Origin of the sequence: Paraburkholderia sp. NPDC080076, from assembly GCF_050281145.1 — a bacterium.
Classification (GTDB): domain Bacteria; phylum Pseudomonadota; class Gammaproteobacteria; order Burkholderiales; family Burkholderiaceae; genus Paraburkholderia.
Map to the genome: position 1 here is coordinate 1,480,213 of NZ_JBNNWQ010000001.1, position 24,273 is coordinate 1,504,485.

At 60.7% G+C, this 24,273-nt stretch carries 22 protein-coding genes and 2 pseudogenes; 9 read left to right on the top strand and 15 right to left on the bottom strand.

Features of this window, described 5'->3' with window-relative positions; translation table 11 throughout:
- The first annotated feature begins 134 nt into the window (after nt 1-134).
- Nucleotides 135-1,508: an alkaline phosphatase family protein gene (locus ACQKRQ_RS06625; protein WP_427475833.1), complete on the top strand. Its 1,374-nt coding sequence runs from the start codon at nt 135-137 to the stop codon at nt 1,506-1,508.
- A 268-nt stretch (nt 1,509-1,776) separates the two neighbouring features.
- On the opposite strand, the pseudogene ACQKRQ_RS06630 reads toward ACQKRQ_RS06625, so the two are convergent.
- A pseudogene (locus tag ACQKRQ_RS06630) lies at nt 1,777-2,180 on the bottom strand (acyl-CoA dehydrogenase); the annotation flags it as partial.
- A gap of 130 nt (nt 2,181-2,310) precedes the next feature.
- Here ACQKRQ_RS06630 and ACQKRQ_RS06635 point away from each other — a divergent pair.
- Nucleotides 2,311-2,856, top strand: a complete 546-nt coding sequence (locus tag ACQKRQ_RS06635) for an ABC transporter ATP-binding protein (RefSeq protein ID WP_427476101.1) — start codon at nt 2,311-2,313, stop codon at nt 2,854-2,856.
- 351 nt (nt 2,857-3,207) lie between these two features.
- A complete protein-coding gene (locus tag ACQKRQ_RS06640; RefSeq protein WP_427475835.1) occupies nt 3,208-4,089 on the top strand; it encodes an alpha/beta fold hydrolase in 882 nt (293 codons plus the stop codon).
- A gap of 215 nt (nt 4,090-4,304) precedes the next feature.
- On the opposite strand, the gene ACQKRQ_RS06645 is transcribed toward ACQKRQ_RS06640, so the two are convergent.
- Nucleotides 4,305-5,231, bottom strand: a complete 927-nt coding sequence (locus ACQKRQ_RS06645; protein WP_427475837.1) for a LysR family transcriptional regulator — start codon at nt 5,229-5,231, stop codon at nt 4,305-4,307.
- 136 nt (nt 5,232-5,367) lie between these two features.
- On the opposite strand from ACQKRQ_RS06645, the gene ACQKRQ_RS06650 reads away from it, so the two are divergent.
- Together ACQKRQ_RS06650 and ACQKRQ_RS06655 are read left to right on the top strand one after the other, a co-directional pair.
- The gene (locus ACQKRQ_RS06650) at nt 5,368-5,913 is read left to right on the top strand and encodes a carboxymuconolactone decarboxylase family protein (RefSeq protein WP_427475839.1); all 546 of its coding nucleotides are present in this window, start codon (nt 5,368-5,370) and stop codon (nt 5,911-5,913) included.
- A gap of 61 nt (nt 5,914-5,974) precedes the next feature.
- Nucleotides 5,975-7,576 carry a 2Fe-2S iron-sulfur cluster-binding protein gene (locus ACQKRQ_RS06655; protein ID WP_427475841.1) on the top strand — a complete coding sequence of 534 codons (1,602 nt, stop codon included), beginning with the start codon at nt 5,975-5,977 and terminating at the stop codon, nt 7,574-7,576.
- A gap of 390 nt (nt 7,577-7,966) precedes the next feature.
- Here the strand turns inward: ACQKRQ_RS06655 and ACQKRQ_RS06660 are convergent, their stop codons facing one another.
- The 3 genes from ACQKRQ_RS06660 to ACQKRQ_RS06670 all read right to left on the bottom strand — a co-directional run bounded on the left by ACQKRQ_RS06660 (nt 7,967) and on the right by ACQKRQ_RS06670 (nt 11,015).
- Entirely contained in the window at nt 7,967-8,935 is a 969-nt protein-coding gene (locus ACQKRQ_RS06660) for a zinc-dependent alcohol dehydrogenase family protein (RefSeq protein WP_427475843.1), read from the bottom strand.
- A 199-nt stretch (nt 8,936-9,134) separates the two neighbouring features.
- Nucleotides 9,135-9,866, bottom strand: coding sequence for an SDR family NAD(P)-dependent oxidoreductase (locus ACQKRQ_RS06665; RefSeq protein WP_427475844.1), 732 nt, complete (start codon nt 9,864-9,866; stop codon nt 9,135-9,137).
- A gap of 180 nt (nt 9,867-10,046) precedes the next feature.
- Nucleotides 10,047-11,015 (bottom strand): quinone oxidoreductase family protein, encoded by a 969-nt coding sequence (locus ACQKRQ_RS06670; RefSeq protein WP_427475846.1) that lies wholly within the window; start codon nt 11,013-11,015, stop codon nt 10,047-10,049.
- Between the two features lie 102 nt (nt 11,016-11,117).
- On the opposite strand from ACQKRQ_RS06670, the gene ACQKRQ_RS06675 reads away from it, so the two are divergent.
- Nucleotides 11,118-11,711: a TetR/AcrR family transcriptional regulator gene (locus tag ACQKRQ_RS06675; RefSeq protein WP_408181378.1), complete on the top strand. Its 594-nt coding sequence runs from the start codon at nt 11,118-11,120 to the stop codon at nt 11,709-11,711.
- Between the two features lie 10 nt (nt 11,712-11,721).
- On the opposite strand, the gene ACQKRQ_RS06680 is transcribed toward ACQKRQ_RS06675, so the two are convergent.
- The 3 genes from ACQKRQ_RS06680 to ACQKRQ_RS06690 all read right to left on the bottom strand — a co-directional run bounded on the left by ACQKRQ_RS06680 (nt 11,722) and on the right by ACQKRQ_RS06690 (nt 14,360).
- The gene (locus ACQKRQ_RS06680) at nt 11,722-12,612 is read right to left on the bottom strand and encodes an NAD(P)-dependent oxidoreductase (protein WP_427476102.1); all 891 of its coding nucleotides are present in this window, start codon (nt 12,610-12,612) and stop codon (nt 11,722-11,724) included.
- Nucleotides 12,613-12,752: 140 nt separating this feature from the next.
- Nucleotides 12,753-13,220 carry a MaoC family dehydratase gene (locus tag ACQKRQ_RS06685; RefSeq protein ID WP_427475848.1) on the bottom strand — a complete coding sequence of 156 codons (468 nt, stop codon included), beginning with the start codon at nt 13,218-13,220 and terminating at the stop codon, nt 12,753-12,755.
- A gap of 240 nt (nt 13,221-13,460) precedes the next feature.
- Nucleotides 13,461-14,360: a LysR family transcriptional regulator gene (locus tag ACQKRQ_RS06690; RefSeq protein ID WP_408181414.1), complete on the bottom strand. Its 900-nt coding sequence runs from the start codon at nt 14,358-14,360 to the stop codon at nt 13,461-13,463.
- Nucleotides 14,361-14,685: 325 nt separating this feature from the next.
- Between ACQKRQ_RS06690 and ACQKRQ_RS06695 the strand changes: the two genes are divergently transcribed.
- From ACQKRQ_RS06695 to ACQKRQ_RS06705, 3 genes and pseudogenes are all read left to right on the top strand, one after another.
- Nucleotides 14,686-15,333: a glutathione S-transferase family protein gene (locus tag ACQKRQ_RS06695; protein WP_427475850.1), complete on the top strand. Its 648-nt coding sequence runs from the start codon at nt 14,686-14,688 to the stop codon at nt 15,331-15,333.
- A 68-nt stretch (nt 15,334-15,401) separates the two neighbouring features.
- Nucleotides 15,402-15,809 (top strand): DUF427 domain-containing protein, encoded by a 408-nt coding sequence (locus ACQKRQ_RS06700; protein WP_132377170.1) that lies wholly within the window; start codon nt 15,402-15,404, stop codon nt 15,807-15,809.
- Nucleotides 15,810-15,812: 3 nt separating this feature from the next.
- Nucleotides 15,813-16,193, top strand: a pseudogene (locus ACQKRQ_RS06705) (FAD-dependent oxidoreductase); the annotation flags it as partial.
- 216 nt (nt 16,194-16,409) lie between these two features.
- Here ACQKRQ_RS06705 and ACQKRQ_RS06710 read toward each other — a convergent pair.
- From ACQKRQ_RS06710 to ACQKRQ_RS06740, 7 genes are all read right to left on the bottom strand, one after another.
- Nucleotides 16,410-18,401 (bottom strand): sigma-54-dependent Fis family transcriptional regulator, encoded by a 1,992-nt coding sequence (locus ACQKRQ_RS06710; RefSeq protein ID WP_427476105.1) that lies wholly within the window; start codon nt 18,399-18,401, stop codon nt 16,410-16,412.
- A 356-nt stretch (nt 18,402-18,757) separates the two neighbouring features.
- The gene (locus tag ACQKRQ_RS06715; protein WP_427475851.1) at nt 18,758-18,964 is read right to left on the bottom strand and encodes a hypothetical protein; all 207 of its coding nucleotides are present in this window, start codon (nt 18,962-18,964) and stop codon (nt 18,758-18,760) included.
- Between the two features lie 100 nt (nt 18,965-19,064).
- Entirely contained in the window at nt 19,065-20,702 is a 1,638-nt protein-coding gene (locus ACQKRQ_RS06720) for a molecular chaperone GroEL (protein ID WP_132377168.1), read from the bottom strand.
- Between the two features lie 42 nt (nt 20,703-20,744).
- Nucleotides 20,745-21,629, bottom strand: coding sequence for an iron-sulfur cluster assembly protein (locus tag ACQKRQ_RS06725; RefSeq protein ID WP_427475853.1), 885 nt, complete (start codon nt 21,627-21,629; stop codon nt 20,745-20,747).
- On the bottom strand, nt 21,626-22,651 hold the full coding sequence (locus tag ACQKRQ_RS06730; protein ID WP_132377166.1) for an amidohydrolase family protein: 1,026 nt from the start codon (nt 22,649-22,651) through the stop codon (nt 21,626-21,628). Before ACQKRQ_RS06730 ends, ACQKRQ_RS06725 begins: the two co-directional genes overlap by 4 nt.
- Before the next feature lie 82 nt (nt 22,652-22,733).
- Nucleotides 22,734-23,087, bottom strand: a complete 354-nt coding sequence (locus ACQKRQ_RS06735) for an MmoB/DmpM family protein (RefSeq protein ID WP_018434416.1) — start codon at nt 23,085-23,087, stop codon at nt 22,734-22,736.
- 44 nt (nt 23,088-23,131) lie between these two features.
- On the bottom strand, nt 23,132-24,214 hold the full coding sequence (locus tag ACQKRQ_RS06740; RefSeq protein WP_132377165.1) for an aromatic/alkene monooxygenase hydroxylase subunit beta: 1,083 nt from the start codon (nt 24,212-24,214) through the stop codon (nt 23,132-23,134).
- Between the last annotated feature and the right edge of the window lie 59 nt (nt 24,215-24,273).

Here is a 24,273-nt window from a genome sequence, read left to right on the forward strand (position 1 = left end):
GGGAAGTCGATTACATCAGGCACTTCGTGTCATGACCTCAGGGAATTACCTGAGACGCGAAAACAATGGTTTTCGTCTACCTTTTCCGATACTGAGTCGGTTTACGCTGAATGCCAGGTGCTCAAGGAGCTTTGATGACTGCTCTGGACCAGATTGACACCGTCGTGATCGCCATGATGGAAAACCGTTCCTTCGATCACGCACTCGGTTATTTAAGCTTGAACGGCAGCCAGGTTAACGGCCTTTCCGCGGATCGGGCGTGGCAGGCGAACTTCATCAACGTATACAACGGCAAGCAATATCCCATTCATGCATTGAGTCCGAATGGACCTGCCATATCGGACCCGCCTCACGACCGCGGCCCGATCGCCACGCAGATCGACACTCCGTGTGTGCCGGGAGGATGCCCGGAACTCGGTGGATTCGTGCAAAGCTATGCAACCCGCAAGCCGGCACCGTCGAATCTGGCCGACGTGATGGGTTATTACGACGCGCGCACTGTACCCACTTTCGACTTTCTCGCGAAACACTTCACCGTGTGCGACAACTGGTTTGCTCCGTTGCCGTCAGGGACTCAGGCGAATCGCCTGATGGCGATGGCGGGGACTAGCCTGATCAACGATAACGTGCAAGGGCTGAGCTTTCTGCCGGATCAGCCACTTGCCTATGATTGGCTGCGCCAGCGCGGCATACCTTGGTGTGTCTATCAGTCAGGGAGCTTCTTTCCGTTCTTCAGCATGATGAAGGAATGGCTCCCGGAGATCCTGCTGTCCTTGACCTTGCCGCTCAACGACGCCGGCGGAAACTTCCGGCGGTATTCGAGGTTTGCCCATGACTGGCAGGGCAACGGCATTCTCCCGAAAGTGATTTTCATCGAACCGGAATACACGGACGGCCCTCACAACACCGCCAACGACGATCACTGCCCAACGGGGATGGCTGGTGGGCAAGCGTTCATCGCCGATATTTACCGGACCTTGATTTCGAATCCGGCCAGGTGGAAAGAGACGCTGCTGATCGTGACGTATGACGAGCACGGCGGGTTCTTCGATCATGTGGCGCCGTTGGACATTGCGGTCGATATCGCGGGGTTTTCGTTCAAGACTAGTGGGCTGCGGGTGCCGGCTTTTCTGGTGTCGCCGTTTGTCACTCCGGGGAGCGTCTTCTCGGGGAGACTCGACCATACTGCGGTGCTTCAGATGCTTGCGGAGAAGTTCGACGCGCAGAAGAAGTATTCCGATGCTGTCACGACTCGCAATGCGCAACTTGACCGGCTGGCAAGTGCTCTTAACGGTCAGCCTGTGGCTCAACCTGCGCCAGCGTTAACGGGTGCGCCGATACATGCCGCCGCGACTGCATCCAATGGAGTCGTGCAAGCGGGCGTGTCGGATACGACGCAGGGTTTTCATAATGTCGCGCTTCAGGTGGCAAGAGATCATCCGCAATTGCTGAGCTCTCCGCAGTGGACGGGGCTGGCGGAGTATCTGGCGACGTATGGGAAGCATTGAGGAATGGAGGCATGTGTTGGGAGATGGGGCTGGTGGGCTCGAGACCCGACTCCGCAATCGCCTGAATCACTTTCAAACGGTTGAGTTCGCGCATGTTCAGTGTCACCAGTGTGGCTGGACACATGGCCGACTCCGAAATCTCGCAACGGACCGACCAGCATGCCAGCGTTCAAAAACACGACATTTCTATCTGGCTAGAACACGACATTTACATGAAGCCGCTACATTCGAAATATTGATAATTTATATTATGTCAAATCAAAGAACAGACGTCTTGCCTGCCGATAGCAAAACGCGCCGCATTCATCATGATGAACATGTATGGTCGCCGAATTGCAGCACCGCGGCCGGGCTCACCTGGATGCCGAGCGTGTGTTCGATCGACACGCAATGCACGTCGTTGCGCTCGCCGAGCGAACCGTCTTCATTGACGAGAAACGTCCGCACGATGAAGAGCGAAATGCCCTTCACACCTCCCGGCGCATCCGGCGTGCTCGCCCCGCATGATGAAAATCTTCGTGCCGAACAGCTTGAACGAACCGTCGCTTTGCGGCTCGGCACGCGTGCGCACCAGCGCGAGATCGGAACCGGCCTGCCGCTCGGTCAGGTTCATCGTGCCGGTTCACTCGCCGGAAAAATCAGCTTCGGCACATAAGTTTGTTTTTGCACTTCGGTGCGACGCACGGCGTGGCGATCAGCTTGGGTAGGCCTTGGCCGTCGTAGTCGACGCGATGACAACGATCGTCGGGCCCCAACGGCGCGGGAAACCACGCTGCTGCGCACGATCCTGGGTCCGATTCCGGTGTCGCGTGGTCATATCACGCAAGCTGGTAGGGACACGTCGAGCGAACCAAGCTGGAACATGGCCGCAAAGGGCGTGGCACTGCTTCCGGAAGGCCGCATGATTTTCCGCGACATGACCATCGAAGAGAATCTCATGATGGGGGCATTCGCGAAGCCATGCCGCCATGCGGTTCGAACCCACCTCGAACGCGATTATGAGCTGTTTCCGCTGCTGCGCGAACGCAGCCCTCATCAGGCAGGCACCCTCTCGGGCGGTCAGGCGCAGATGCTGGCGATGGGGCGCGGATTCATTTCGGACCCCAAGGTGCTGCTGATCGACGAGCCCTCGCTCGGACTTTCGCCCGTTATGGTGCGAGAGGTGTTCGATATTCTGAAACGGCTGAAGTCAGAAGGCCGCACGATCTTGCTGGTCGAGCAGAACACGCATATAGCGCTCGATGTCGCCGATCATGTGTATCTGATGCAAGGCGGCGAAGTGACATTATCGAAGCCCGCCGCCGAAGTGAACTTGACGCAGTTCCACGACCTGTATTTTTCTCGCTGACGTCAACAAGAGGGCCAGCCAGAGATGTATCAACATTGTTGCGCAGGTGGAAAAAGAATGAGCAACCTGTTCACTTGTCGCCGTCAAGCCGCCCGGATAGGATGACCGCCTGAACCCAACTCGCACCGCTTTCGAGCGTACGTGCAAGTGTTAAGCGCGCAGCGGTACCTTAATCAGCATCGCCGGCAGCGTGCCGCAAACAGCAATACCACTAAAGCGACAAAACTAGCCGTGACTTGATCGCCGACGTCAAAGCGCACTTCTACGTTGTTAGCATGACTAACCGGGCGATTCGCCACCGCACAACGAGCCGCCAATCCCGTCAACGAGAAGCAATCCTGGAGTACACAGATGAGCGAGCATGCCCACGTAGACGGGGTTTATCCCTTCCCGGCTGAGATGCAGACGCGGACGATCGAAACCAACGGTGCATCCATCCATGTGCGGGTCGGCGGTCATGGCCCGGCAGTGGTCATGCTGCACGGCTTCGGTACAACGGGCGACATGTGGGGTCATCTGGCGAGCGCACTCATCGAAGACCACATGATTGTCGTGCCCGACCTACGTGGGCTGGGCCTCTCGTCGAAGCCTGACGGCGGCTATGACAAGAAAAATCAGGCGGCGGACGTGGTGGGCGTCCTGGACGCCCTGGGTGTGCGTACGGCCGAACTGGTGACGCACGACATCGGCATCATGGTCGGCTTCGCAGTTGCCGCCACCCACCCCGAGCGTGTGAGCCGATGGGTGGCGATCGATGCGCCGCTGCCCGGCGTCGGACCCTGGGATCAGATCAAACAGGATCCGGCGATGTGGCACTTCGGCTTCGGTGGTCAAGACATGGAGCGCCTGGTCGCCGGCCGCGAGCGCATCTATCTCGACCGTTTCTGGAACGAACTTTCCCGGGACCCGAGGCGGTTTGATGAAGCGAAGCGCCAGCATTATGCGGCGCTCTATGCGCAACCCGGTGCAATGCGAGCGGGCTTTGCCCAGTTCCTGGCGTTCAGCCAGGATGCGATCGACAACAGGACGTTCCTCGCTCAGGGCAAGCTTCAGATGCCGGTCCTGGCCTTGGGTGGCGAAGCTACATTCGGTCCTATGATCGGCACGGTGATACGGTCTGTCGCCGATAACGTGGAAGATGTGATCATCCCGGACTGCGGCCACTGGATCACGGAAGAACAGCCGGCCGCGACAACAAAACTTGTCGTCGACTTCCTGCGGCGGCGCTCGTGAGTTAGCGAGCGTGACGTAGTACGGCGCCGCAGCCCCTCGACTGGCAATGGATTTGCCGTGCCTTCTGCCCGCTCAAGGTGTGATGCGGTTTCGCGTGCGGCCACCGTCCGATTGCGCAGATTCCACGCCGATCCACCGCATCGCTGAGCCACAGCTCCTGCTGTCATGAAACCTCTAAGCGGCAAGCGCCCGCGGCTACCGTGGCAACCCGCCAGCTAGCGCCCTGTCCTGCCGTGCTTCTTCAAAGTCAAAGCCGGGTCGCCGCGTAGTGCTTCCGTAGCCATGTCCAGAAACGCCCGAACCTTCGCTGGTGCGTGACGTCCTTCGTGCTGCATGACATGAATGGGCACAACGGTGGTTTCATGCTCGCGCAACACTTCCGTCAGCGTCCCCGCCGCCAGATGTTTCGCCACCATGTACGACAACAGCCGCGTGATGCCGAATCCATCGAGCGCCGCGACGATCGCGTCGTCATTGGACGACACCGTCAGCCGCGGACGCACATGAACGACGGCCGGCTCCTCGGCATGGGCAAACCGCCAGTCCGGCGACGGCGTCAGGCCTGCCGTCGAGATCAACACGTGCTGCGTCAGATCCGCCGGCGTGAGCGGCGTGCCGTGCTGCCGCAGATACAAAGGCGACGCGCAGACCACCCGCCGTACCTGCCCCACGGGTAGCGCCTGATAGCTCGAGTCCTGCAGCGGGCCGATTCGGATCGCGACGTCGACCCCCTCGTCCATCATGTTGACCACCCGGTCCAGAAAACGGCACTCGACTTCCGTGTCGGGATAGCGGCGCAGATAAGCGGTCACGATCGGCGTGACGAACATCCGCCCGAACAGCGACGGCGCAGTAATGACCAGCCGCCCGCGCACCGAGCGATGCGTGCCCGCGGCAGCCTCCTCTGACTCCGCCAGGTCGGCGAGCACGCGCCGGCAATCGTTCGCGTAACGCGCCCCGACCTCGGTCAACCGGACGATGCGCGTGGTCCTTGCAAGCAACCGCACGCCCATCATGGCCTCCAGGTTATTCACCGCGCGCGTGACCACCGGCGGCGAAATCTTCATCTTGCGCGCCGCGGCGGCGAACCCGCCCTCCTCGACCACCGCGACGAAGATGGTCATTGCTTCGAGTCGATCCACGTTATTCCCCGTCTGGTAACAATCCATTCCCGGTAGCAACGATTCCTATTATGGCGGGAATCAACCAGACTGAGGTCGTCCGCTCAAAACGGCAGTTGCCGCAGCGGTCCCCCTTCAATTCAATCCGGGAATCACCATGAGCCGCATTACCACCGTTGACAACACCAACGCCAACGAAGAACAGCAAGTCCTGCTGGACGCCATCCACGCCCAACTGGGCATGGTTCCCAACTTCCTCAAGATCTTCGCCAACTCTCCGGTCGCGCTGCGCGCTTTTCTGGGGCTGCACGGCGTCGCGAACGCCGGCACCCTGGACGCATTGACGCGCGAACGGATCGCGCTGACCCTCGCGCAACAGAACGGCTGCGAATACTGCGTCTCCGCGCATACCGCCATCGGCCGTAAAACCGGCCTGTCCGCGGAAGAAGTCGCGGCGGCCCGCAATGGCACCAGTGAAGATGAACAAGCCGCGGTTGCCGTGAAATTCGCGCGCAGCCTGATGGAAAACAAAGGCGAAATCAGCACACTCGAACTCGCCGAGGTGCGCAGTGCCGGCTACAGCGACTCCGATATCGTCGAAATCATCACTCATGTCGGCATGAACTTCCTGACCAACGTGCTGGGCAAGGCGAGCCAGGTCGATATCGATTTCCCGAAGGTCAGCCTGAAGCTGGCCGCCTGAGGCGCCGGCGTGCCGACGACTTGATCACGTGATTGCCTGACTCGACGACGAGGAGCTGACCATGGGACGTGCTTTTTCCGATATCGCATTTACCGCCCAGGTGCGCGAAATCCAGACCCTGATGGGGAGCCGGGAACAGTATGCGCATCTGGACCGGACGTCGGACCGCGGAGATCGCCTGGGCCGCCGCGAGATCGACTTCATCAAGGCCGCCGACCACTTCTATCAGGCCACCGTCAGCGAAACCGGCTGGCCCTATGTGCAGCATCGCGGCGGCCCGGCCGGTTTTCTGAAAGTCATCGACGACAGGACGCTGGGCTTTACCGACTTCGTCGGCAACGTCCAGTACATCAGCGTCGGCAATCTGAAGAAAGACGACCGTATCGCGATGATCGTGATGGACTACGCGAACCAGCGGCGCCTGAAGCTTCTGGGCCGCGCGCATACCGTCGAGATCGCGGACGATCCCGAACTTGTCGAGCGCGTGCGCACGCCGGGCTACGACGGCCGCGTCGAACGGGTCATTGTGATTAGCATCGAAGGATTCGACTGGAACTGTCCGCAACACATTACGCCGCGCTTTACTGAAGCGGAGATAACCCGCATGGTCGCGCCAGTTCACGCGCGGTTGCGCCACATGAAAGAACAACTGGCGCAAGTGTCGGCCGAGGCGTCGGCGCAGCGTCAACCTGACCAGTTCGGCGATGGCCCGCTCACGCTCAAGATCACCGGCATGCGTCAATTGACGGCACGCGTGCGCGCGTATGAACTGCGCGATATCGTCGGCGCGGCCTTGCCCGAAATCAGCGCGGGTGCGCACCTGGAGGTGCCGGTGAGGCTTGCCGATGGCACTGCGGGCACGCGCCGTTATTCGATAGCTTCGGATCCGGGACAGCGCAACGTCTATGAAATCGCGGTGCTGCGCGAGGACGCCGGCAGCGGCGGTTCGACAAGCGTGCATGACGCGTTCCGGCTGGGTCTGACGCTTCATTGCGGGTTGCCGGAAAACCACTTCCGTCTCGACGACCATGCGCCTCGCACGATATTGATCGCAGGCGGTATCGGCATTACACCGATCAAGGCGATGATGCATGCGTTGTCTGCGCGAGGCCAGCCTTTCGAGTTGCACTACGCGGTCAGGTCGCGCAGCGAAGCTCCATTCCTCGAAGAACTCGAAGCACAATTCGGAGGGCGCCTCGTCGTCTATCCGGCTGATGAAGGTACGCGTATCGATCCCACTGCATTGATTGGCGCGGCGCCGCGCGACACGCTCTTTTGTGTCTGCGGACCGGCGCGCCTGATCGATGCTGTCCGCAAAGGCGGCCGCATTGCCGGCGTTGATGAAAAGCGCATCCGTTTCGAGCGCTTTACGAGTACTGTTAGCGCGACAGAGAATCACCCACTCACAGTGACGCTCGCGAGGAGCGGGAAAGTCATTGAAGTAGCGGCGGATCAAACTGTTCTGGATGCCGTTCACGCCGCCGGCATCGACGCACCTGCGTCGTGCCGCACGGGCCAGTGCGGCACGTGCGCGGTTAAGGTGACTAGCGGTAGCCCGGATCATCGCGACGACGTGCTGTCGAGCGAACAGCGTAATGATGAAAAACTGATGTGTATCTGCGTTTCGCGTGCGACCGGCGCGAATCTGACGCTGGATCTATAGATGGATGCGATGCCGAAGTACTCGCAATAGTCCTGATCTGTCGGCCGCTCAAGACCACCCTGGTGGCTCTTGAGGGGCCGCTTGTGCATGAGCCGCCAGACAATGCGGATGCGGAAGTCCGATTGACGAAAGCCCGGCATGCGTGCCGGGCTTTCGTTTATTTAAGCGGCTCTTTGCCCCTTGGAGTCTAAAAAGGCTGCGGCAGAGACAATTTGAAGACGACATCAGACGCTAAGAACCGTTCGTGGCCGAGCAGCGACCGACTACCGTCCCAGCGACCGTGGCTAAAAATTGCGGCTTCTGCTGCATCAGCGTTGCCCGCGATGCAACGCGTTGACCAAGGCAAAATATCACGCACTCGCAGTTTGGCCATTGCCTGATGTGCTGCACCTAGTCGCCGACTTTCAGAAGAACTTTTCCGCCTCGCATCTGATGGGAGATTGCGGCGCCGATTTCCTCCAGCCGATATGTCGCGGCCACTGGAATTGCAACTTCGCCTGCCGCCACCATCTTTGACGCCTGCATGATGGCGCCGGAGACCTGTCCGGCGAAGTCCGGATTGCCCAAAGAAAAGCCACGAATGGTCAAGTCATTGAAGATGACGTCGAAAGGGCTAACCGCTATAGCAGCAAAGCTTGGTGCAGCATACGACACCAGTGTGCCGCGAGGGCCCAGCAGCTTGGCCAGACGGCCAGCAGCTTCCCCGCTGACAGCATCCAACGCAAGCCGCACGCGTTTTCCGGCCAGCGTCTCAGTCATCTTCGTCGGCGCGTCATCATCGTCCAGCAAGACCAGGTCGCATCCCGCTTCTTGTGCGGCACTCATAGCCCCAGCGCGGCGCACGAGTCCGAGAGTCCTAACACCTTTTTGCTTGGCGAAGCCGACTATCCAGCGCGCTATGGCCGAGTTGGCGGCGTTGATTGCAATCCAGTCATCCGACCCAAGGTGCACATATGTTTCGAGCAGCAGGTGCGCGGTGGGCGGGTTGATAGTAAGCATCGCCAACTGGCTGGCGTCGGCGTCGGCGGGAAGCGCGACTATGCCGTCCACGTTGACGACCATCCGCTCGCGCCAGGTGAAGCTGCCCATCGGCAGAGTGACGCGATCGCCGACCCTGACGTTGCTGACCCCGGCGCCAACTTCCAGCACACGCCCCGCGCCTTCGTTGCCGATCACGGATGGCAATTCCGGATGTAGCGGATACAAGCCCCGCGCGACGAGAATGTCGCTGAAGTTGATAGGAGCGTAGTCGACCGCGACCATCACCTGGCCCGCGCCCGGACTGGCGGGTTCGGGCAACTCACGGAATTCAAGTCCCGTTGCAGGGTCGCCATATGCGGTGAGCACAATACCTTTCATGATGAAACTCCATCTTCGATGGACGCCTAAGTGGACGCGGCGTCCGGGCATGCCTCATAGGGCATCGGGTCGCGGAATGTCAGCCAATCCATTGGGGAAGGCGCGCGCTGTAGTTACGATATTCGGAGCTTCGCGTAACACGTCGATTCTTCGGTTTTCGACGTGCGAACAAGGCGGCGGCGAAGCAAACCGATCGATGTCAGATCTGGGCCCTGCCCCCGTCCACGAAGAGTTCGATGCCCGTGACGAAACTCGAGTCATCCGAAGCGAGAAACAGAGCAGCTTTAGCAACTTCGTCGGCTTCCCCCATGCGTCCCATCGGGATAGTGGATAAAATTCTCGCAATGGCGTCCGCAGGCTGCTGACCAATGACCGGGGTATCAATTGGCCCCGGGCTAAGGACGTTGGAACGGATGCGACGATCCTTCAACTCCACAGTCCAGCCGCGTACGAAATTGCGGATGGCGGCCTTGGTCGCGCCGTAGACCCAGAAGGCGGGCGTCCCTTTGGCGCTCGCGACGGAGCCCGTGAGAATGATCGATCCGCCGTCATTCAGGAGAGGCAGAGCCTTTTGAACGGTGAAGAGCACTCCCTTCACATTGGTATTGAACAGCTTGTCGAAATGCGCTTCGGTGATATTGCCCAACGCGGCGAACTCAGCGATGCCAGCGTTGGCAAAGACGATGTCGATTCTTCGCCCTGTCGCGTTGACGCTCTCATAGAGACGGTCAAGATCATCCAGATTGGTGACGTCTCCATGGATGCCAGTCACATTGCCTCCGATGGCCCTCACGGCTTCGTCGAGCTCCTTCTGGCGACGGCCGGTAATGAACACGTAGGCGCCCTCGGCGACAAAGAGCTTCGCGGCGGCGAGGCCTATCCCCGACGAGCCGCCAGTGATGACGGCCACCTTTCCCTGCAACTTGTCCATAACGACTACTCCATTGATTGCTGATTCCGTTTGACAACACCTCTGGGCTAGCGGTCAGCTGCCAGCCAGTCGATCATCTCCTTGGCTGTCCGGCGGCTAGATCTCGAACCGGAACGCCGCCCCGTCGCACGAATGGAATAGGTGCGCGTGGGAGCTGTGAATATCCGCTGGCGATGCCGGTCACATCGTTAAAATGACTTTTCCAAATGGCCGATCCTCTATCAGGTGACGCAGGGCTTCGCCCGCATCAGCGAGGGGGTAGACCCGCTCGACGATCGGTTTGACTGATCCGCTTACGATCAACGGGATGATGTGCTGCCACGCGGTGGCGATCGTCGCCGGTGACTGGGCGAACAGGGAGAAGCCGGCCATCCGCGCGCCCTTCCAGATGAGGTCCGTGACGTCGATGGTGGTTCTGCGGCCAGCGGAGTAGCCCATCGTGATCAGGACACCGTCGCGACTCAGGCTGCTCAGCGCCTCACTCGTCACAGTGCCACCGATGCTCTCGATGACGATATCGACGCCCTTGCCTGCCGTTATCCGACGAACACCGTCGGCGAGGCCTTCCTCGGTGAGGTCAATCACGTCCTCGAAGCCAAGTTCGCGTGCCCTCGCGGCTTTCGCCGCGCTGCCAGCCGTAGAGATCACCTTGCCGGCGCCCTGTGCCCGCGCGAGCTGATAGGTCGCGTTGCCGACCGACCCGCCGATTCCAGGAGCCAGCACGGTCATGCCCGGCTTGAACCCGGCGTCGGTGAGGCTGATCTGTGCCGTCAGATAGGCCACCGGAATGCTGGCCGCGACGACGTCCCCGATCGCGTCAGCCAACGCCAGATGTTCCGGCCTCACCAGCAGCCATTCCTGCCACGTGCCATTTTCAGCAACGCCATAGGGTCCCGTGAACATCACGCGGCTTCCTACCTCGAACCCCGAGTCGCCTGCGTCCTCGATAACGCCGACGCCCTCGTTGCCGAGCACCAGCGGCGCCTTGGCGCGTGGGTGTCCACCCGACAGGAGCGTGTATTCGAGCGGCGTGACGCCAGCGGCCCTCACGCGAACCAGCACCCTGCCCGTCGCCGGTTGCGGCCTGGGTGATTCGATCTGCCGCAACCCGTGATAGCCCGAAAAGGTTTCCGCTTCGATCACACGCATTGGCGTATCCTATAAAGTAACATACCTGTACGTAACTTTCATAGTAGGTACCGATCTGTTACTTTGTCAACCAGAAAATCCGAATGAAAGGAGTTCGCGGATATGAAGGCAGGAGCCCGACCCCGAAGGGGAGCCCCGCCAAAGGGCGAAGTAAGCGCACGGGAGCGTATCCTCGCGACGGCAAGCGATCTGTTCTACCGCGAGGGCATCCGTGCCATCGGCGTCGACACGGTCGTCGAGCAATCCGGGGTGTCGAAGACGAGCCTCTATCGCGTGTTCGACTCCAAGGACGCTTTGATCTCTGCTTTCGCAGCGGAGAAGGATCGGTTGTTCTGGGCGTGGTGGGATGACGTTGAAAAGAAGCACGCTGAGGACCCGCGCGCTTTGCTGGACGCGCTGCTATCTGGAATCGCGAAGCGGATTGCGCACCCCGCCTTTCGTGGCTGCCCCTTTCTTAACCTGGTGGCGGAGTTTCCCGACGACAGCCATCCTGGCCGGGTTATCGCTAGAGACAATAAGGACGAAATGCGGGCGCGGCTCGCAACGATCGCGATCAGGCTGGGCGTTGATGATCCCAACCGTACCGCGTCTCAGATAGCGCTCCTCATTAACGGCGCATATGTCACCGGCTTGATAGCGGAGTCGGGTGATCTGCGGGGCGACCTCATTGATGCCGCCACGAAGTTATTGGCCTAGTCGAACGCGATCATTTGCTGGAATCGGTTCTTGCCTCGAGTGCGTGGACAACGGCCGCGATGTCGGACTGTCCGTGCCCCAACGCCAGCGTCTCGCCGAATAGTGCATGGCAGACATCCAATAGCGGCGACGCGACCCCGGCTTCCCTGGCCGCCTCCGCAATCAATCGATTGACCGTCAGCACATTGGTGATCGACCCCTGAACATCGAAGTCACGCATCACCAGTTTGAGAATCTTCACGCGTGAGATGTCGCTCGCCATCTGACCGGCGTCCAAGATGGCGCGAAACTGCTGCATGTCCAGACCATGCCGTTCGGCAAAATGAGCCGCTTCCGCAAGACCGGCGACCGTGGTCATCAGAAACAGGTTCACCGCAAGCTTCATGAGAAGCCCATTCGGAACCGGGCCGCACACAATCGTCTGATGGCACATTGGCTCGAGCAGAGGGCGGACGCTTTCGAGGGCCGCGTCTTCGCCCGCCAGCATCGCTACAAGCTGGCCCGCCTCGGCGGGCTTGCGCGAGCCCGAGACGGGCGCTTCCACGTAGCTGCCACCGGCGTTGCGAATGTCGCTTTCGAGTCCGCGCGAGTAGTCGGGCGAAGTCGTCCCCATGTGGACGATCGTGTGATGCGCAACGTTCGCACTGAACTGCGATGTGCCGCGGCCGAGCACGGTGTCGACTGCGTCGCCATCGACCAGCATCAGGAATACCGTGCGGGTCTGTTTAAATATCTCGGCCGGATTCGTCGCGACCGTTGCGCCCGCCGCTCGCAAACACTCGCTCCTGTCAGCGGAGCGATTCCAGACAACGAGTTGTGTGCCCGCGCGGGCCAGATTGAGCGCCATGGGCTGTCCCATGACGCCCAAGCCGATGAAACCGATGTCCATATTCACCTCCATCCCAAGACAGTTGGCGCTTGTGGCGACACCGTCGGATACGTTGCCGCGAACGCCAGGGCCCGTTCGGATTCGGCGCATTCGGTTCGGGATCCAAAATTTCCATTATGAGCATTCTTCTCCGGCAATCCCGTTTTGCGGCATCAACACGAAGGTTGTTTCCGGCGCGGCACGACCATATTCACGACATACATCAGCACGGCCTCGTCGTCCTGGTTCAGGGTGGTCGTCCGGAGCTTGATCAGGCCCTGCTCCGGACGCGACTTCGACGGTCGCACCTCGATCACCTCGCACTCGACGCGCAACTCGTCACCGGGCCGCACTGGCCGGGGCCAGCGGCACTCATCGAGTCCAGCGCCGATGAAGCCGCCGGCCGGCTTGAGTTCGGTCTCTATCAGCAAGCGCATCGTCAGAGCAGCGGTGTGCCAGCCGCTAGCTGCCAGTCCACCGAAAATCGAGCGGCGGGCGGCCGCCTCATCGAGGTGAAAAGGCTGCGGATCGAACTCGGCAGCGAACGCGATGGCCCGTTCCCGGTCGATACGCAGCCGTCCTGACCCGAACGCCTGCCCCACCGCAAAATCCTCTAAATAGCGCTCCGTCAACTGATTCATGAATCAACTCCAGGTTCGGGTGATGGTTTCAAGCGGAAGCGCGATGTCTTCCCGCTGCCGGTGCACAAGGTGACGGTGCCCCGCTCGTGGCCATCACGGCACATCGAATGATTTCCAATAAAGTTACCAACCTGTACGTAACTTTAATACTAGGAACAGGTCTGTTACTTTGTCAAGGGAAAAATCGGAGCGGAAGGAGCTTACGGATATGAAGGCAGGAGTCCGTCAGCTCAAGCAGAATCACGAAGATCTCTTCGCGACGCCTGCGATTAGCTCATCCACTCTCGAGAGGAACAGCTTCAGAATCGGAGAGGTATTTGCCTTTCTGTAACCGATAACCAAGTCGATCGTCGGCGCCCCGCCTTCGAGCGGACGGCTAACGACCGACCCAGGCATCAGGTTTTCGACATAGGCCGGGATCAGCGTCACGCCTCGCGTCGACGCAACAAGTGACATCACCACCGCGGGGTTGTCCACACTCTGCGCCGACGTGATATGGACTCCAGATCGATCCAGGTAATCGTCGATCACCGCGCGTAGCACCTTGGCCTTGTCACCCATGGCGATGAAAGGCTCACCAACGAGTTCTTGTGGAAGGATTGCGACGCGGGACGTCAGCGCGTGGTCACCAGGCATGAGCACCACGAGCGGTTCCCGACCCACGACCTGATAGGCGAGATTGAAGTCCGGTTCGGCACGCAGGAACGCCAAATCCAGCTTGCCGCGCGCGAGTCCTTCGGCAAGATCCGGCGAATAGTCGCTGGACACGATGACGTCGATGTTCGGCAACTCGCCGCGCAGAATGCGCATGGCCTCAGGCAGCCAGGTCATTTCCTGCCCAGTGAGGAAGCCGAGAGAGAAGCGCTGCTTGGCAGGTTGCGCTGCCCTTCGGGCAGCTTCGACTGCGGCTTCCACCTGGGTCAGCGCCAGTCGGGCGTGATCGATGAATGCCTTGCCTGCTGGCGTCAGCTCCACGCCGCGTGCGCTGCGGCTCAGCAACTCGACCCCAACCTGATCCTCCAGATCCCGAATCTGCCGACTCAGTGACGGCTGCGAAGTGTGCAGGCGCCGTTCGGCTGCCTCCGTCAGGCTGCCCGTCTCAGCGACAGCGATGAAATACCGAAGATGTCGCAGTTCCATTGCGGATCCCATGCCTGTGAAGTATGCCGACCAGCCTATAAAGTCTTTTTCAATGTTGCCACAAGTCTCTAGATTCTTTCCCATGGACGTGTCATGGAGCGTGCTCCCAGCGCTCGGGCCGGTGTCGCCGCTCAGTCAGCACGTGCACCTCAAGCCATACCTTTCTCGCCCCGGATGCGACGCGCTGGATTAGCGGTGAAACGCTGTGTGTCGACGGCGGATCGAGACTCCAGATCAACCTGATTCACGCCTGTTTCCGGAGTCGTCGAGACGCCTTATTAATCAGGTATCCGTATTTATGGAAGCATCATAGAGGACGATTCAAATGACAACCGAAACACCCATACTGTACGAATCAAAGAGTTCTCCGAACTCACGCCGCGTACGCATCTTCATCGCCGAGAAGCGAATCGACATCCCGACGAAGCCTGTCGACCTGGGCGCCAAAGAGCAGTTCTCCGATGCCTACCGAGCAATCAACCCGCGCAGCCAGGTGCCAGCGTTGGCCCTCCCCGACGGCCCCGTCATTGCCGAAGTGCTCGCCATCTGGCGTTATCTGGAAGAAGCGTATCCGCAGACCCCATTGCTGGGCACCTCGGCAAAGTTGAAAGCCCTCGTCACGATGTGGGAACGCCGCGCAGAACTGGACGGCTTCGCGCCAGTCATGGAAGGCGTACGTAACGCGGTCGCGGGACTGAAAGGTCGTGCGCTGTCAGGTCCGCATGACTATGACCAGATTCCAGAACTGATCGCACGAAGCAAACAGCGCGTAGGCCACTTCTTCGCCGACTTCAACGAGCGGCTCGATACAGTCCGGTTCGTCGCCGGCGATGATTTCTCCGCTGCGGACATCACGACCCTCGTGACGACCGACTTCGCGGCCAACGCGCTGAGGATGCCGATTCCAGTCCAACACATCGCGTTTAAGCGATGGTACGACGAGGTATCTGCCCGGCCGAGCGCCACTGCATAACGCATTGCGCCGGCGCCGACTCGTTGCCGGAACCAACGCCCGTGAGGCGCCATCCCAAGGAGAAACCCATGATCACTAACACCACTCCCGCCCCCCGGCCAGTGAAGATTCCGGGCAAGGACCATCCGATCACCATCGAACGCAACCCATCGCGGGTGGTAGTCACGGTGGCCGGCAAGGTCATTGCCGATACGCAGGACGCGTTGACGCTGCGCGAGGCCAATTACCCGGCAGTTGTCTATGTCCCACGAAAGGATATCGACATGACGTTGCTCGAGCGCACGGACCACGCAACCTACTGCCCATATAAGGGTGATTGCGCGTACTTTTCGATTCCGGCTGGCGGCGTGCGTGCGGTCAACGCCGTTTGGAGCTACGAGCATCCTTACGAAACCGTCGCACGAATTCGCGATCACCTCGCGTTCTATCCGGACCGCGTGGACTCGATCGACGAGCGGCCGGCTGCGTCGAGCTGAGCGCCCCCGCTCGGTCGCTGGAGCAAAGGCCGCGTGACGCTGATCGGCGATGCCGCGCATGCGCTAGTGCCGCATCACGGCCAGGGCGCCAACCAGTCGATTGAAGATGCCGTGGTGTTGGCCGCTCAATTGGCCTCGGCGGGTCCAGGCAATTGGCGCGAGGCGCAGGAAGCCTACGAGCGCCTGCGCCGGGGCCGCACGCGCAAGGTGCAGTACGCGTCGATAACCACTGCGGACGTGCTGCACTTGCCCGACGGGCCGGCCGCCCAGGCCCGCAACGCGCGCCTGGGCGCACGCGACAGCGTGCCGAATCACCTGGACTGGATTCGCGATTTCGATGCGCTTACGGAAGAGCCGAGTGAACGGCAGGGCGGCACCTGGCTTAGAGTAAGTCGTGTGACAACGTGTGGCCACGACGCTTGTGCAACGAGTCGTTGCACAAGCTACTGTGCCGAAAAAAACCGATAAGGTTCATCGCGCTCGGAGCAGAACCAGGCGAAATCGTCTGGGTCGCTCGGATCAGGTGCGCAGTCCCTCTGCGCACGACGTGGTCATCTGCCGCCCCCCGCGAGCAACCAATGCACAGATCTCCGCACAACCTCATTCCTTTCCGGCTGGCTTGACGATCCCTTCCAACTGATAAAGCTCGATCTTGCGATAAAGGGTGCTACGCGAAACGCCCAAGGCGCGGGCGGCCTGCGCAAGATTGCCGTGCGCATTGTGCACCGCGCGTGCAATGGCTAAACGCTCCGTTTCTTCGAGACTCGCCCCCTCGTCCCGCAGCAACGGCACGTCCCCGGACGTCGCGATTTCATCGAGCAACTCGGCAGGCAGATCATCGAACGACACAGCGGGTTCGCCGGACGTCAAAAGCATATTCTCGATCACGTTGCGCATTTCCCTTACGTTGCCTGGCCACGAATAGGCGCGCAACACCGCCATGATCTCCGCGCTCAGTTGTCGTTCGGGGACCCCGTGGCGCAAGGCAAGCTTGCGGTTAAAGTGCTCGACGAGCAGATCGATATCAATGTCCCGTTCACGCAGCGGCGGAATACGTATGCGTGTAACACTGATCCGGTAATACAGATCGCGGCGAAAGTGACCGGACTCGACCTCTTCGCGCAGATTGCGGTTGGTCATTGCCAGCAGGCGCACATCGACGCGCCGCGGCTGCGTGTCGCCAAGCCGGTAGATGATGCCTTCTTCCAGCACACGCAACAGAACAGGTTGCAGTTCGAGCGGCATCTCACCGATCTCGTCGAGACAGAGCGTCCCACCATGAGCCAGCTCGAAACGGCCGGCCCGCCCTTCCGTCGTCGCGCCAGTGAAAGCGCCGCGCACGTGACCGAACAACTCGCTCGCAATCAGTTCTTTCGACGCCGCCCCGCAGTTATACGCGACGAACGGGCCGCCTCCTCCTTCTTCGCCATGAATGGCGCGCGCGAACAGTTCCTTGCCAACCCCTGTTTCGCCCTCGATCAGTACCGGTACACGCCTGCTGGCAAGTTGGCGTCCACGATTGACGGCCGCCAGCATCGCCGCACTTCGCCCCTGAATCTGCGCGAAACAGTTGCGCAGCGGATCAGCCTCTCCGCTGCGCTCCGCGACTCGCGCGTGGATGGGACGGGTTCGCGCGGGCACGACCAGCATCGCGCCAATCGTGTTGCCGTCGACGACCACGGGATTGAACCATTCGGCGTGCAACCCTGCGGGCAAATGCTGCGTCCAGTCCTCCACGGCGGAAGTCTCGCTCATTCCCGGGAAACGCTCGCCGATGCCGACCGGCAATGCGACTCTGCCCGTGGTATGCACGAGCCGGCCGCTGCGGTCTATCGCCACCATGCCGGTCGCATCCGACGACGACAACCGTTGCAGACAGAAGGCCAACAAACGCATATGCTCGCGCGCGGCCTGCTCGGCGAGCACCATTTCGATCTGGCGCGCCGCTGTTACGGCCAACGTGAGGTTGTTGATCTGATAGGTGGAAGGCGGACCGGAAATATCGAGCACCCCGATCACCGCACCAGTGCCAGGTTCGCAAATCGGCGCGGCTGCGCAACTCCATGACTTGATGCCTTCACAGAAGTGCTCGGAGGCATGGATATAGGTCGGCTCGCGGGTCGCCAGCGCGGTGCCGATCCCATTCGTGCCGGCTCTGCCCTCGCCCCAGTCGCCACCGATCGTCAGATGGATTTTTTCGCCCGCCGCCTGCGTGCGCAAATCGCCGGCCGCTTTGAGGATCACGCCGTCCTGGTTCGTGAGCAGCAGAATTGAATGTGAATCGGCGAAAAGGTCGGCCGTGACCGAGAACAGGCGGTCGGCCGCTGCCAGCAGGTCGCGATGGCGCCAGCACAGCGCCGCAACCGCGTCGCCGTGTACCGCGATCGGCGCCGAGACCGCGGTCGGACTGACACCGGACTGCAAGCTGCGTTGCCATGAGTCGATGAGCGCCGGGGGAGCAGACGTGGACGGCTCGCCCGCCAGAAAACGTTCCCACGCGAGCATCGTACCCCGGTCGGAATGACGGAGATTGGCGCGCTGCGCGTTGGCCACGATGCTGCGCATCGCCGCCTGACTACCTAGACCCAACATGCTGCCAATCTGATGTCTCCTCGCCACAACTTTCCTCCTGGGCGATGGGTTAACGCGGAACCGGGCTCTACGGCTGGCTTCGTCTTGACTAGCTAGGATGTTATGGCTGGGCGTATCTGGTGGACTTCTATTTTTTTCAAACCCAGCAGCTAACGCGCGTGCAGTATAGCCCTGGATCTTCAACATGTCTTTTGGGGGAAACACGGTCAGCGCACCGGATCGCGCCCCTTTCTTAGCTTCTGTTGTCGTGCCCCTGAATTCGTCACGCACGTTCGCTGAACGCGATCATCCAGGCGTGTGTTCTCCTTCTCGCCGCAATCCGCAAGAGCGACCGCCCAGGCAGGCAAGCACGTCGACTACGCCATTGCTTTAATGATCGCTCCGGCGACGCCGCGTAAAAACGGAGCGATCGTTGCGCTTACATCATTTACCAGAATACCTGTCCCACACAGTGTAATGCTCCAGCCCAGCGTGAGCTTAAGCAGACGCGTCGAAGGCATCGCGCAAAGATACCGGGCAGTCGTCGCAATTACGCTGAAGTGGCGGGCCGTTCCTGTAGCCATCGTTCGTCTCCTTCTAACGGTGGCCGCCCGATTCGTGCCGGCAGCGGCCTTGCTGTGCCGGTCCCCGGATACGGAGACCGGCTATGTCGATCTCACGCGTCTATTGGCGGCCGAGCAGTTCGGCGCCTGCGCCTAGCGCCGGTCCGGCGGTCGGATCGATCGTCTCCGGCTTCTTGGCGATCAGCGTCTGGGTGGTGAGAATCAACCCTGCTACCGATGCCGCATTGCGCACCGCGCTGTAGCTGACCTTTACCGGATCGATGATGCCGGCCTCGACGAGATTGACGAATGCGCCGCTACGCGCGTCGAGACCCATGCCGGGTTCTGCCCGCACCGCTTCACTTACGATGGCCGCGCCGTCGAGGCCGCAATTCGTCGCGATGTGAAAGAGCGGCTTCGCCAACGCACGCTGCAAGAGCCGCGCGCCTTGCTGCACGCTGCCGTGGCTACGCGCGATGACGCCTTCCAGTTCCGACGAGACCCGCAACAGGGCCATGCCGCCGCCCGGCACGACGCCTTCGGCAATCGCCGCGCGCGCCGCGTGGATGGCATCGTCGATCAGATGCAATCGACGTTTCTGTTCGACCGGCGTCGCGCCACCCGCGAGAATCAGCGCGGTGCCGCCCGACAGTTTTGCAAGGCGCACCTGAAACTTGTCGCGCTCAACGTTCTCCGGCGCCATCTCGTACTGGCGCGCCACCTGCTGACGGCGCGCCGCAACCGCCGACGGATCGCCCCCGCCGGCCGTGATGATGGTCTGGTTCGACGAAATGCGCACCTGCCGCGCGCTGCCGAGGTCGCGCAATTCGGTGGCTTCCAGCTTCCCGCCCAGGTCGCGGGCAACGACCTTGCCGCCTGTGACGATTGCGATGTCCTCGAGCATCGCCTTGCGCCAGTGTCCGTACTCCGGTGGATGAATCGCGGCGACAGGCATGCCGCCGTTGTCGCGCCATGCGAGCAGCGTCATGACGCAGGCCGGCGCCACCTCCTCGGCAATGATCAGCAGCGGACGTTTACTCCGGCTCGCCAATGCCTGAAGCGCTGCGACTTCTTCCTGCGATTGCAGCCGCTGGTCGGTCATCAGAATGAGCGGGTTATCCAGCACCACCTGCATTCTCTCGATGTCCGTCACCATATGGTGTGACAGGTAGCCGCGATCGAAAGCCATCCCGTCTACCACTTCCAGACGGGTTTCGACGGTGGTGCCGTATTCCACATCGACAATCCCATCGGCGCCCACCCGCTCCAATGCTTCGGCCACCAGCTTGCCGGTGAATTCGTCGTTGGCTGCCACCACCGCCACGGCGCGCACTTCGTCACCGCTGCGCAGAGGCGTCGCAGCGCGTTTGAGCGCGTCGATTGCTTCGTTGACGGCCAGTTCCAGACCTTGCACCAGTTCGACCGGATTGGCGCCTTGCGCGAGGCAAGCGAGCCCGTCCTGGACCAGTGCGTCGGCCAGAACGGTCGCGGTGGTCGTGCCGTCCCCGGCCACTTCATTGGTCTGCTTGGACACTTCGCGGACGACTTGCGCACCGATATTCTCGAATGGATCTTCGAGTTCGATCTCGTTGGCAATACTGACACCGTCGCGCGAAATGATCGGCGTGCCGATTGGCCGGTCGATGATCGCGTTCATTCCACGTGGGCCGAGCGTGCCTCGCACTGCCTTGGCCAGTTTCGCAACGCCTCGACCTAGCGCCATACGCGCGTCGTCGTCATGCAGCATGATATTCGGCATGATCCTGCTCCTCCTGATCCGGTTAGTTCGGATTGCTGTTTTTTACTCTGCTGCGCCGCGTGTCTCTCGTGGTGGCGCGAACGTGCCTCCGGGCTTCGAACCGACAGTGCGGACGAAATGCACCGGTTTGATCTCGACCGCTGACGCCGGAGTGCAGCTTTCGCCATAGCGGGCAGCCAGAAGACCGCGGCATAACGCGCCGTTGAATTCGGCATTGACGCCGACCCTTCGCAACGCGCGCAGGTATGCACCCAGCCCGTCAGGATTCAGCGGCGCACCTTCCGTGTCGATAAAAGCCGGTTCATCCGTCTGCTCTGCTTCGTCGATACAGCGCCCCACTACAAAACGCCGCTCGCGATAGCGCGCGACCAGGCGCTGGGTTTTCCCGTCGTCGTCCGTGCTTGTGCTTGCGAGCGCAGACAGCTGCGCCATGTTCAAGCGCACCAGCATCGCAGGCTCGTTGCCTTGCGCCAGCAGCCAGCTTAAAAGCGCTTCCTGCCGCCGCTGAAAAGCCTTGACGAGAAAAATGCGCCGCACGTCTTCCACTTCGCCATTCGCTTCGTTGCCGAAGGTTTGCTGGAACGACCGTCCGGCGGCTACACCTCGATTGATCTCGGCGGCATACATATGCTCGTCGAGTGTGATCGTGATGTCTGTCACCCATGGCAAGGCCGCTATCGCCCGTCGCATGTCGTCCGCCATCAGGTAGGCGAAGTTGGCCGCACACCAGTAGGTCGGCAGGCGGAAACCGATCGATACAGAGCCGCCGTCGACCTCCACCGCGGTGACGAAACCCAGCTCCGTCACCGACTCATCGAGTTCCGGGTCGTCGACCGCCGCCAGCCGGCACCAGACCTCGGCGACCCGGTCGACAGCGCCCCTCGACACGACGACAGCCGGTGCTTGCACAGCGCGCGCGGTGCTCATGCGCCGACCGCTGCCGGTTGCCGGACGTCCTCCAGCAGCGCCTTTTGCGCCTCGATGTCGATGCCGTACAACCGCGCCGCATTGAGCCCGAGGATCTTTTTCTTGGCCGTCAGCGACAACTGCACGCCGGTTTCCTTACTCACCGACTCGGGCAGTTCGAAGGCCATGAACTTCTCGATCAGCCATTTCGGCGACCAGATGCCATAGTCGCTGCCGTAGAGGATCTTGTCTTCGCCGATCCAGAACAGCAGTTCCGAGATCACATGCGCGAAGTACTCAGGCCGGGTGTGGATGAACGGCAGCACCACGGCGAGACCACCGTAGACATTCGTCTCCTGGGTCGCGATCCAGCAGAAATCGTCAAGCCGTGGCAAGCCGCAGTGCTCGACGATGAAATTCAGGTTCTGAAAGCTGGTGGCGGCATCGTCAACATCGGCCACGTCGAACGCGTCGCGATTCAGCGGCAGAATCGTCGGTCCCTTGTGCACGTGGATGTTCTTGATGCCCAGCTTCTCGCAGCGTTCGAAATAACGCTGCACGCCGGGGTCCGACAGCTTGTAGCCCTTGCTGTCGCCGCGCCACTCCGCCGTGTAAAGCTTGACGCCCTGAATCTTGTAGAGGGACGCAAGCTCCTCGAGACGATCGAGTCCGGCTTCCCCATCGCGCGGATCAAATGCGCCGTTGACGATAAAGCGGTGCGGATACTTCTGCTTGAGCACGTAGTTGGCTTCGGTCGTGTTGAAGCCGTTCTTGTAGAAGTCCGTCAGATAGGTTGGCTGACAGATCGCCATATCGTCGTAACCCGTGACGAACAGGTCGTTGTACATGGCTTCTTCGCCGTACTTGTCGAACTTCTCCTTCGGCCACAAATACTCCTTGGGGCTCAGGTTCGAGTGATACGCGTAGAAGCAGTCAATGAATTGCTGACCGTGCACGTTTTTAAGGTTGGCCTTGCTGCCGTCCCATAGATGAACGTGTCCGTCGATGACGAAGATTTCCTCACCGTCCGTGGTTCGATACATGGCATTCGTCTCCTTGGTTGCATGGGCGGCCCGTCGCCCTTTGAGGACACGCGGCCGCCTGATTAGCTGGCGGGGTGTTCGCTCACTCGTAAGCCATCGCATCGTCCATATTGCCGAACAGCACCACCGTCTCGTCGTCGATCATCACCATCCGCCCGTAGTGGGTCGAGGTGGAGATTTCGAACAGATGCGGCGTCATCTCGCGACCGAGCACTTCGCTGATCTCGCCCATCTTGAACTCGATCTTGCCCTGCCCGTCGATACGGATCATCGCGGGCAGATAGGTCACCGTGATGCCGGGCTTGGCGGACATCAGTTCGGCAATCGCCCGGGCTTCGACGCTGTCGTTCATCGTCACGCCACATTGATGCGAAATGGTCTGTTCGAAGCGGACGTCCTTCATCGACTTGAAAATATTGTCGGTATGCACTGACATTGCGTACTCCTCTTCGCGGTTGGTTCGATGGGTTCGAGAAGCGCTCAGGCGCGGATCGACGACGGAAAGTGAACGCCGATTTCTCTCGCGATCATCTCCGCCCGCTCTATGGAACTGTTCAGACAGTCGTTGAACTGGGCCGTCTTCACATGCGGAATCGACCAGATCGGCTGCAACTGTTTTGCTGCCGCCGAGGCCAGCGCACCGTGTTTTTCCAGCCACTCGCCGAACAGCTTGCGATTGGCTTCGCCGTGTTGCGGGTCGTTGGCGAGCATATGGAACAGTTCGACGGCATTGGCCAGATTGCGCTCATAGTCGCCTTCCGCCGCGGACACGACGGTCGGAGTCAGAAAATCGTTTTGCGAGGCGGCGACCTGCATGATGAATCCGCTGCGAAACAGATCCGCCACGAGCGGTTCGAATACGATGTTCACGGCGAAGTACTTCTCGAGAAAATCGGTGGCGCCGCCGATGGTCTCTATCGCCCGGCGCGTGTCCTGCCAGATTGGGTCGGTGAGCCAATGCTGCTTGCCGGCATCGAGGTCGAGGTTGGGCAGGTCCAACGCGATCTCGCCTAAATAAAGCGTCAAGTCCTGAGCAAAGCGCAGCTTGTACGACGCGTTCGTGAGGATGGCGCTATTGATCATCTGGGTGTAGCCGTAGCGCTGCGCATGCATCGTGGCCGTGCCCAAGCCGAACTCCGCATGCTTGTATGCGCCCAGATGCTGTTCCAGCACCTTGATCCAGGTTTTATCGAAGCGCTTTACCGCACCCGAGCGCCGCGCGTTCTGGATCGCGCCGGTGATCATGCCGACAATGGTCGACTGACGCTGGTAATGGGTGCGCTCCCACTCTTCGTCCACCGCGCGGAACCGATGCCAGTCCGAGCTTTTGGCCGCCGTCCAGGTTTTCGAATATGTTGGCGTGCCGTCAGCGAATGCAAGAATCCAGTCTTGCAGCAGATACCGATTCGGGTCCGGCTGTACATCCACTGTCATGTCTTCGTAGTGGCTCGCCTTGCGTCCCTTCGGCTCGAAGTAGTTGTACTTGCGGCTGTCCCAGCCGGAAAACTGGGCCGCGCCGGCCGCGCCCGACTTCACTGGCGACTGCTCTGCCAACGTACTCATGTTAGTCCTCCATCGTGTTTCGGTTATAGGCACTTCGAATAGGCGTTTTGCCAGATTCG

What these genes read in the sequence shown, in the direction of transcription:
- ACQKRQ_RS06710 (WP_427476105.1), bottom strand. Translation starts at nt 18,401, where the DNA reads ATGTTGGGTCTAGGTAGTCAGGCGGCGATGCGCAGCATCGTGGCCAAC.
- ACQKRQ_RS06625 (WP_427475833.1), top strand. Translation starts at nt 135, where the DNA reads ATGACTGCTCTGGACCAGATTGACACCGTCGTGATCGCCATGATGGAA.
- ACQKRQ_RS06695 (WP_427475850.1), top strand. Translation starts at nt 14,686, where the DNA reads ATGACAACCGAAACACCCATACTGTACGAATCAAAGAGTTCTCCGAAC.
- ACQKRQ_RS06725 (WP_427475853.1), bottom strand. Translation starts at nt 21,629, where the DNA reads ATGAGCACCGCGCGCGCTGTGCAAGCACCGGCTGTCGTCGTGTCGAGG.
- ACQKRQ_RS06720 (WP_132377168.1), bottom strand. Translation starts at nt 20,702, where the DNA reads ATGCCGAATATCATGCTGCATGACGACGACGCGCGTATGGCGCTAGGT.
- ACQKRQ_RS06680 (WP_427476102.1), bottom strand. Translation starts at nt 12,612, where the DNA reads ATGGAGGTGAATATGGACATCGGTTTCATCGGCTTGGGCGTCATGGGA.
- ACQKRQ_RS06670 (WP_427475846.1), bottom strand. Translation starts at nt 11,015, where the DNA reads ATGCGTGTGATCGAAGCGGAAACCTTTTCGGGCTATCACGGGTTGCGG.
- ACQKRQ_RS06640 (WP_427475835.1), top strand. Translation starts at nt 3,208, where the DNA reads ATGAGCGAGCATGCCCACGTAGACGGGGTTTATCCCTTCCCGGCTGAG.
- ACQKRQ_RS06700 (WP_132377170.1), top strand. Translation starts at nt 15,402, where the DNA reads ATGATCACTAACACCACTCCCGCCCCCCGGCCAGTGAAGATTCCGGGC.
- ACQKRQ_RS06735 (WP_018434416.1), bottom strand. Translation starts at nt 23,087, where the DNA reads ATGTCAGTGCATACCGACAATATTTTCAAGTCGATGAAGGACGTCCGC.
- ACQKRQ_RS06665 (WP_427475844.1), bottom strand. Translation starts at nt 9,866, where the DNA reads ATGGACAAGTTGCAGGGAAAGGTGGCCGTCATCACTGGCGGCTCGTCG.
- ACQKRQ_RS06675 (WP_408181378.1), top strand. Translation starts at nt 11,118, where the DNA reads ATGAAGGCAGGAGCCCGACCCCGAAGGGGAGCCCCGCCAAAGGGCGAA.
- ACQKRQ_RS06655 (WP_427475841.1), top strand. Translation starts at nt 5,975, where the DNA reads ATGGGACGTGCTTTTTCCGATATCGCATTTACCGCCCAGGTGCGCGAA.
- ACQKRQ_RS06650 (WP_427475839.1), top strand. Translation starts at nt 5,368, where the DNA reads ATGAGCCGCATTACCACCGTTGACAACACCAACGCCAACGAAGAACAG.
- ACQKRQ_RS06685 (WP_427475848.1), bottom strand. Translation starts at nt 13,220, where the DNA reads ATGAATCAGTTGACGGAGCGCTATTTAGAGGATTTTGCGGTGGGGCAG.
- ACQKRQ_RS06730 (WP_132377166.1), bottom strand. Translation starts at nt 22,651, where the DNA reads ATGTATCGAACCACGGACGGTGAGGAAATCTTCGTCATCGACGGACAC.
- ACQKRQ_RS06690 (WP_408181414.1), bottom strand. Translation starts at nt 14,360, where the DNA reads ATGGAACTGCGACATCTTCGGTATTTCATCGCTGTCGCTGAGACGGGC.
- ACQKRQ_RS06740 (WP_132377165.1), bottom strand. Translation starts at nt 24,214, where the DNA reads ATGAGTACGTTGGCAGAGCAGTCGCCAGTGAAGTCGGGCGCGGCCGGC.
- ACQKRQ_RS06660 (WP_427475843.1), bottom strand. Translation starts at nt 8,935, where the DNA reads ATGAAAGGTATTGTGCTCACCGCATATGGCGACCCTGCAACGGGACTT.
- ACQKRQ_RS06715 (WP_427475851.1), bottom strand. Translation starts at nt 18,964, where the DNA reads ATGGCTACAGGAACGGCCCGCCACTTCAGCGTAATTGCGACGACTGCC.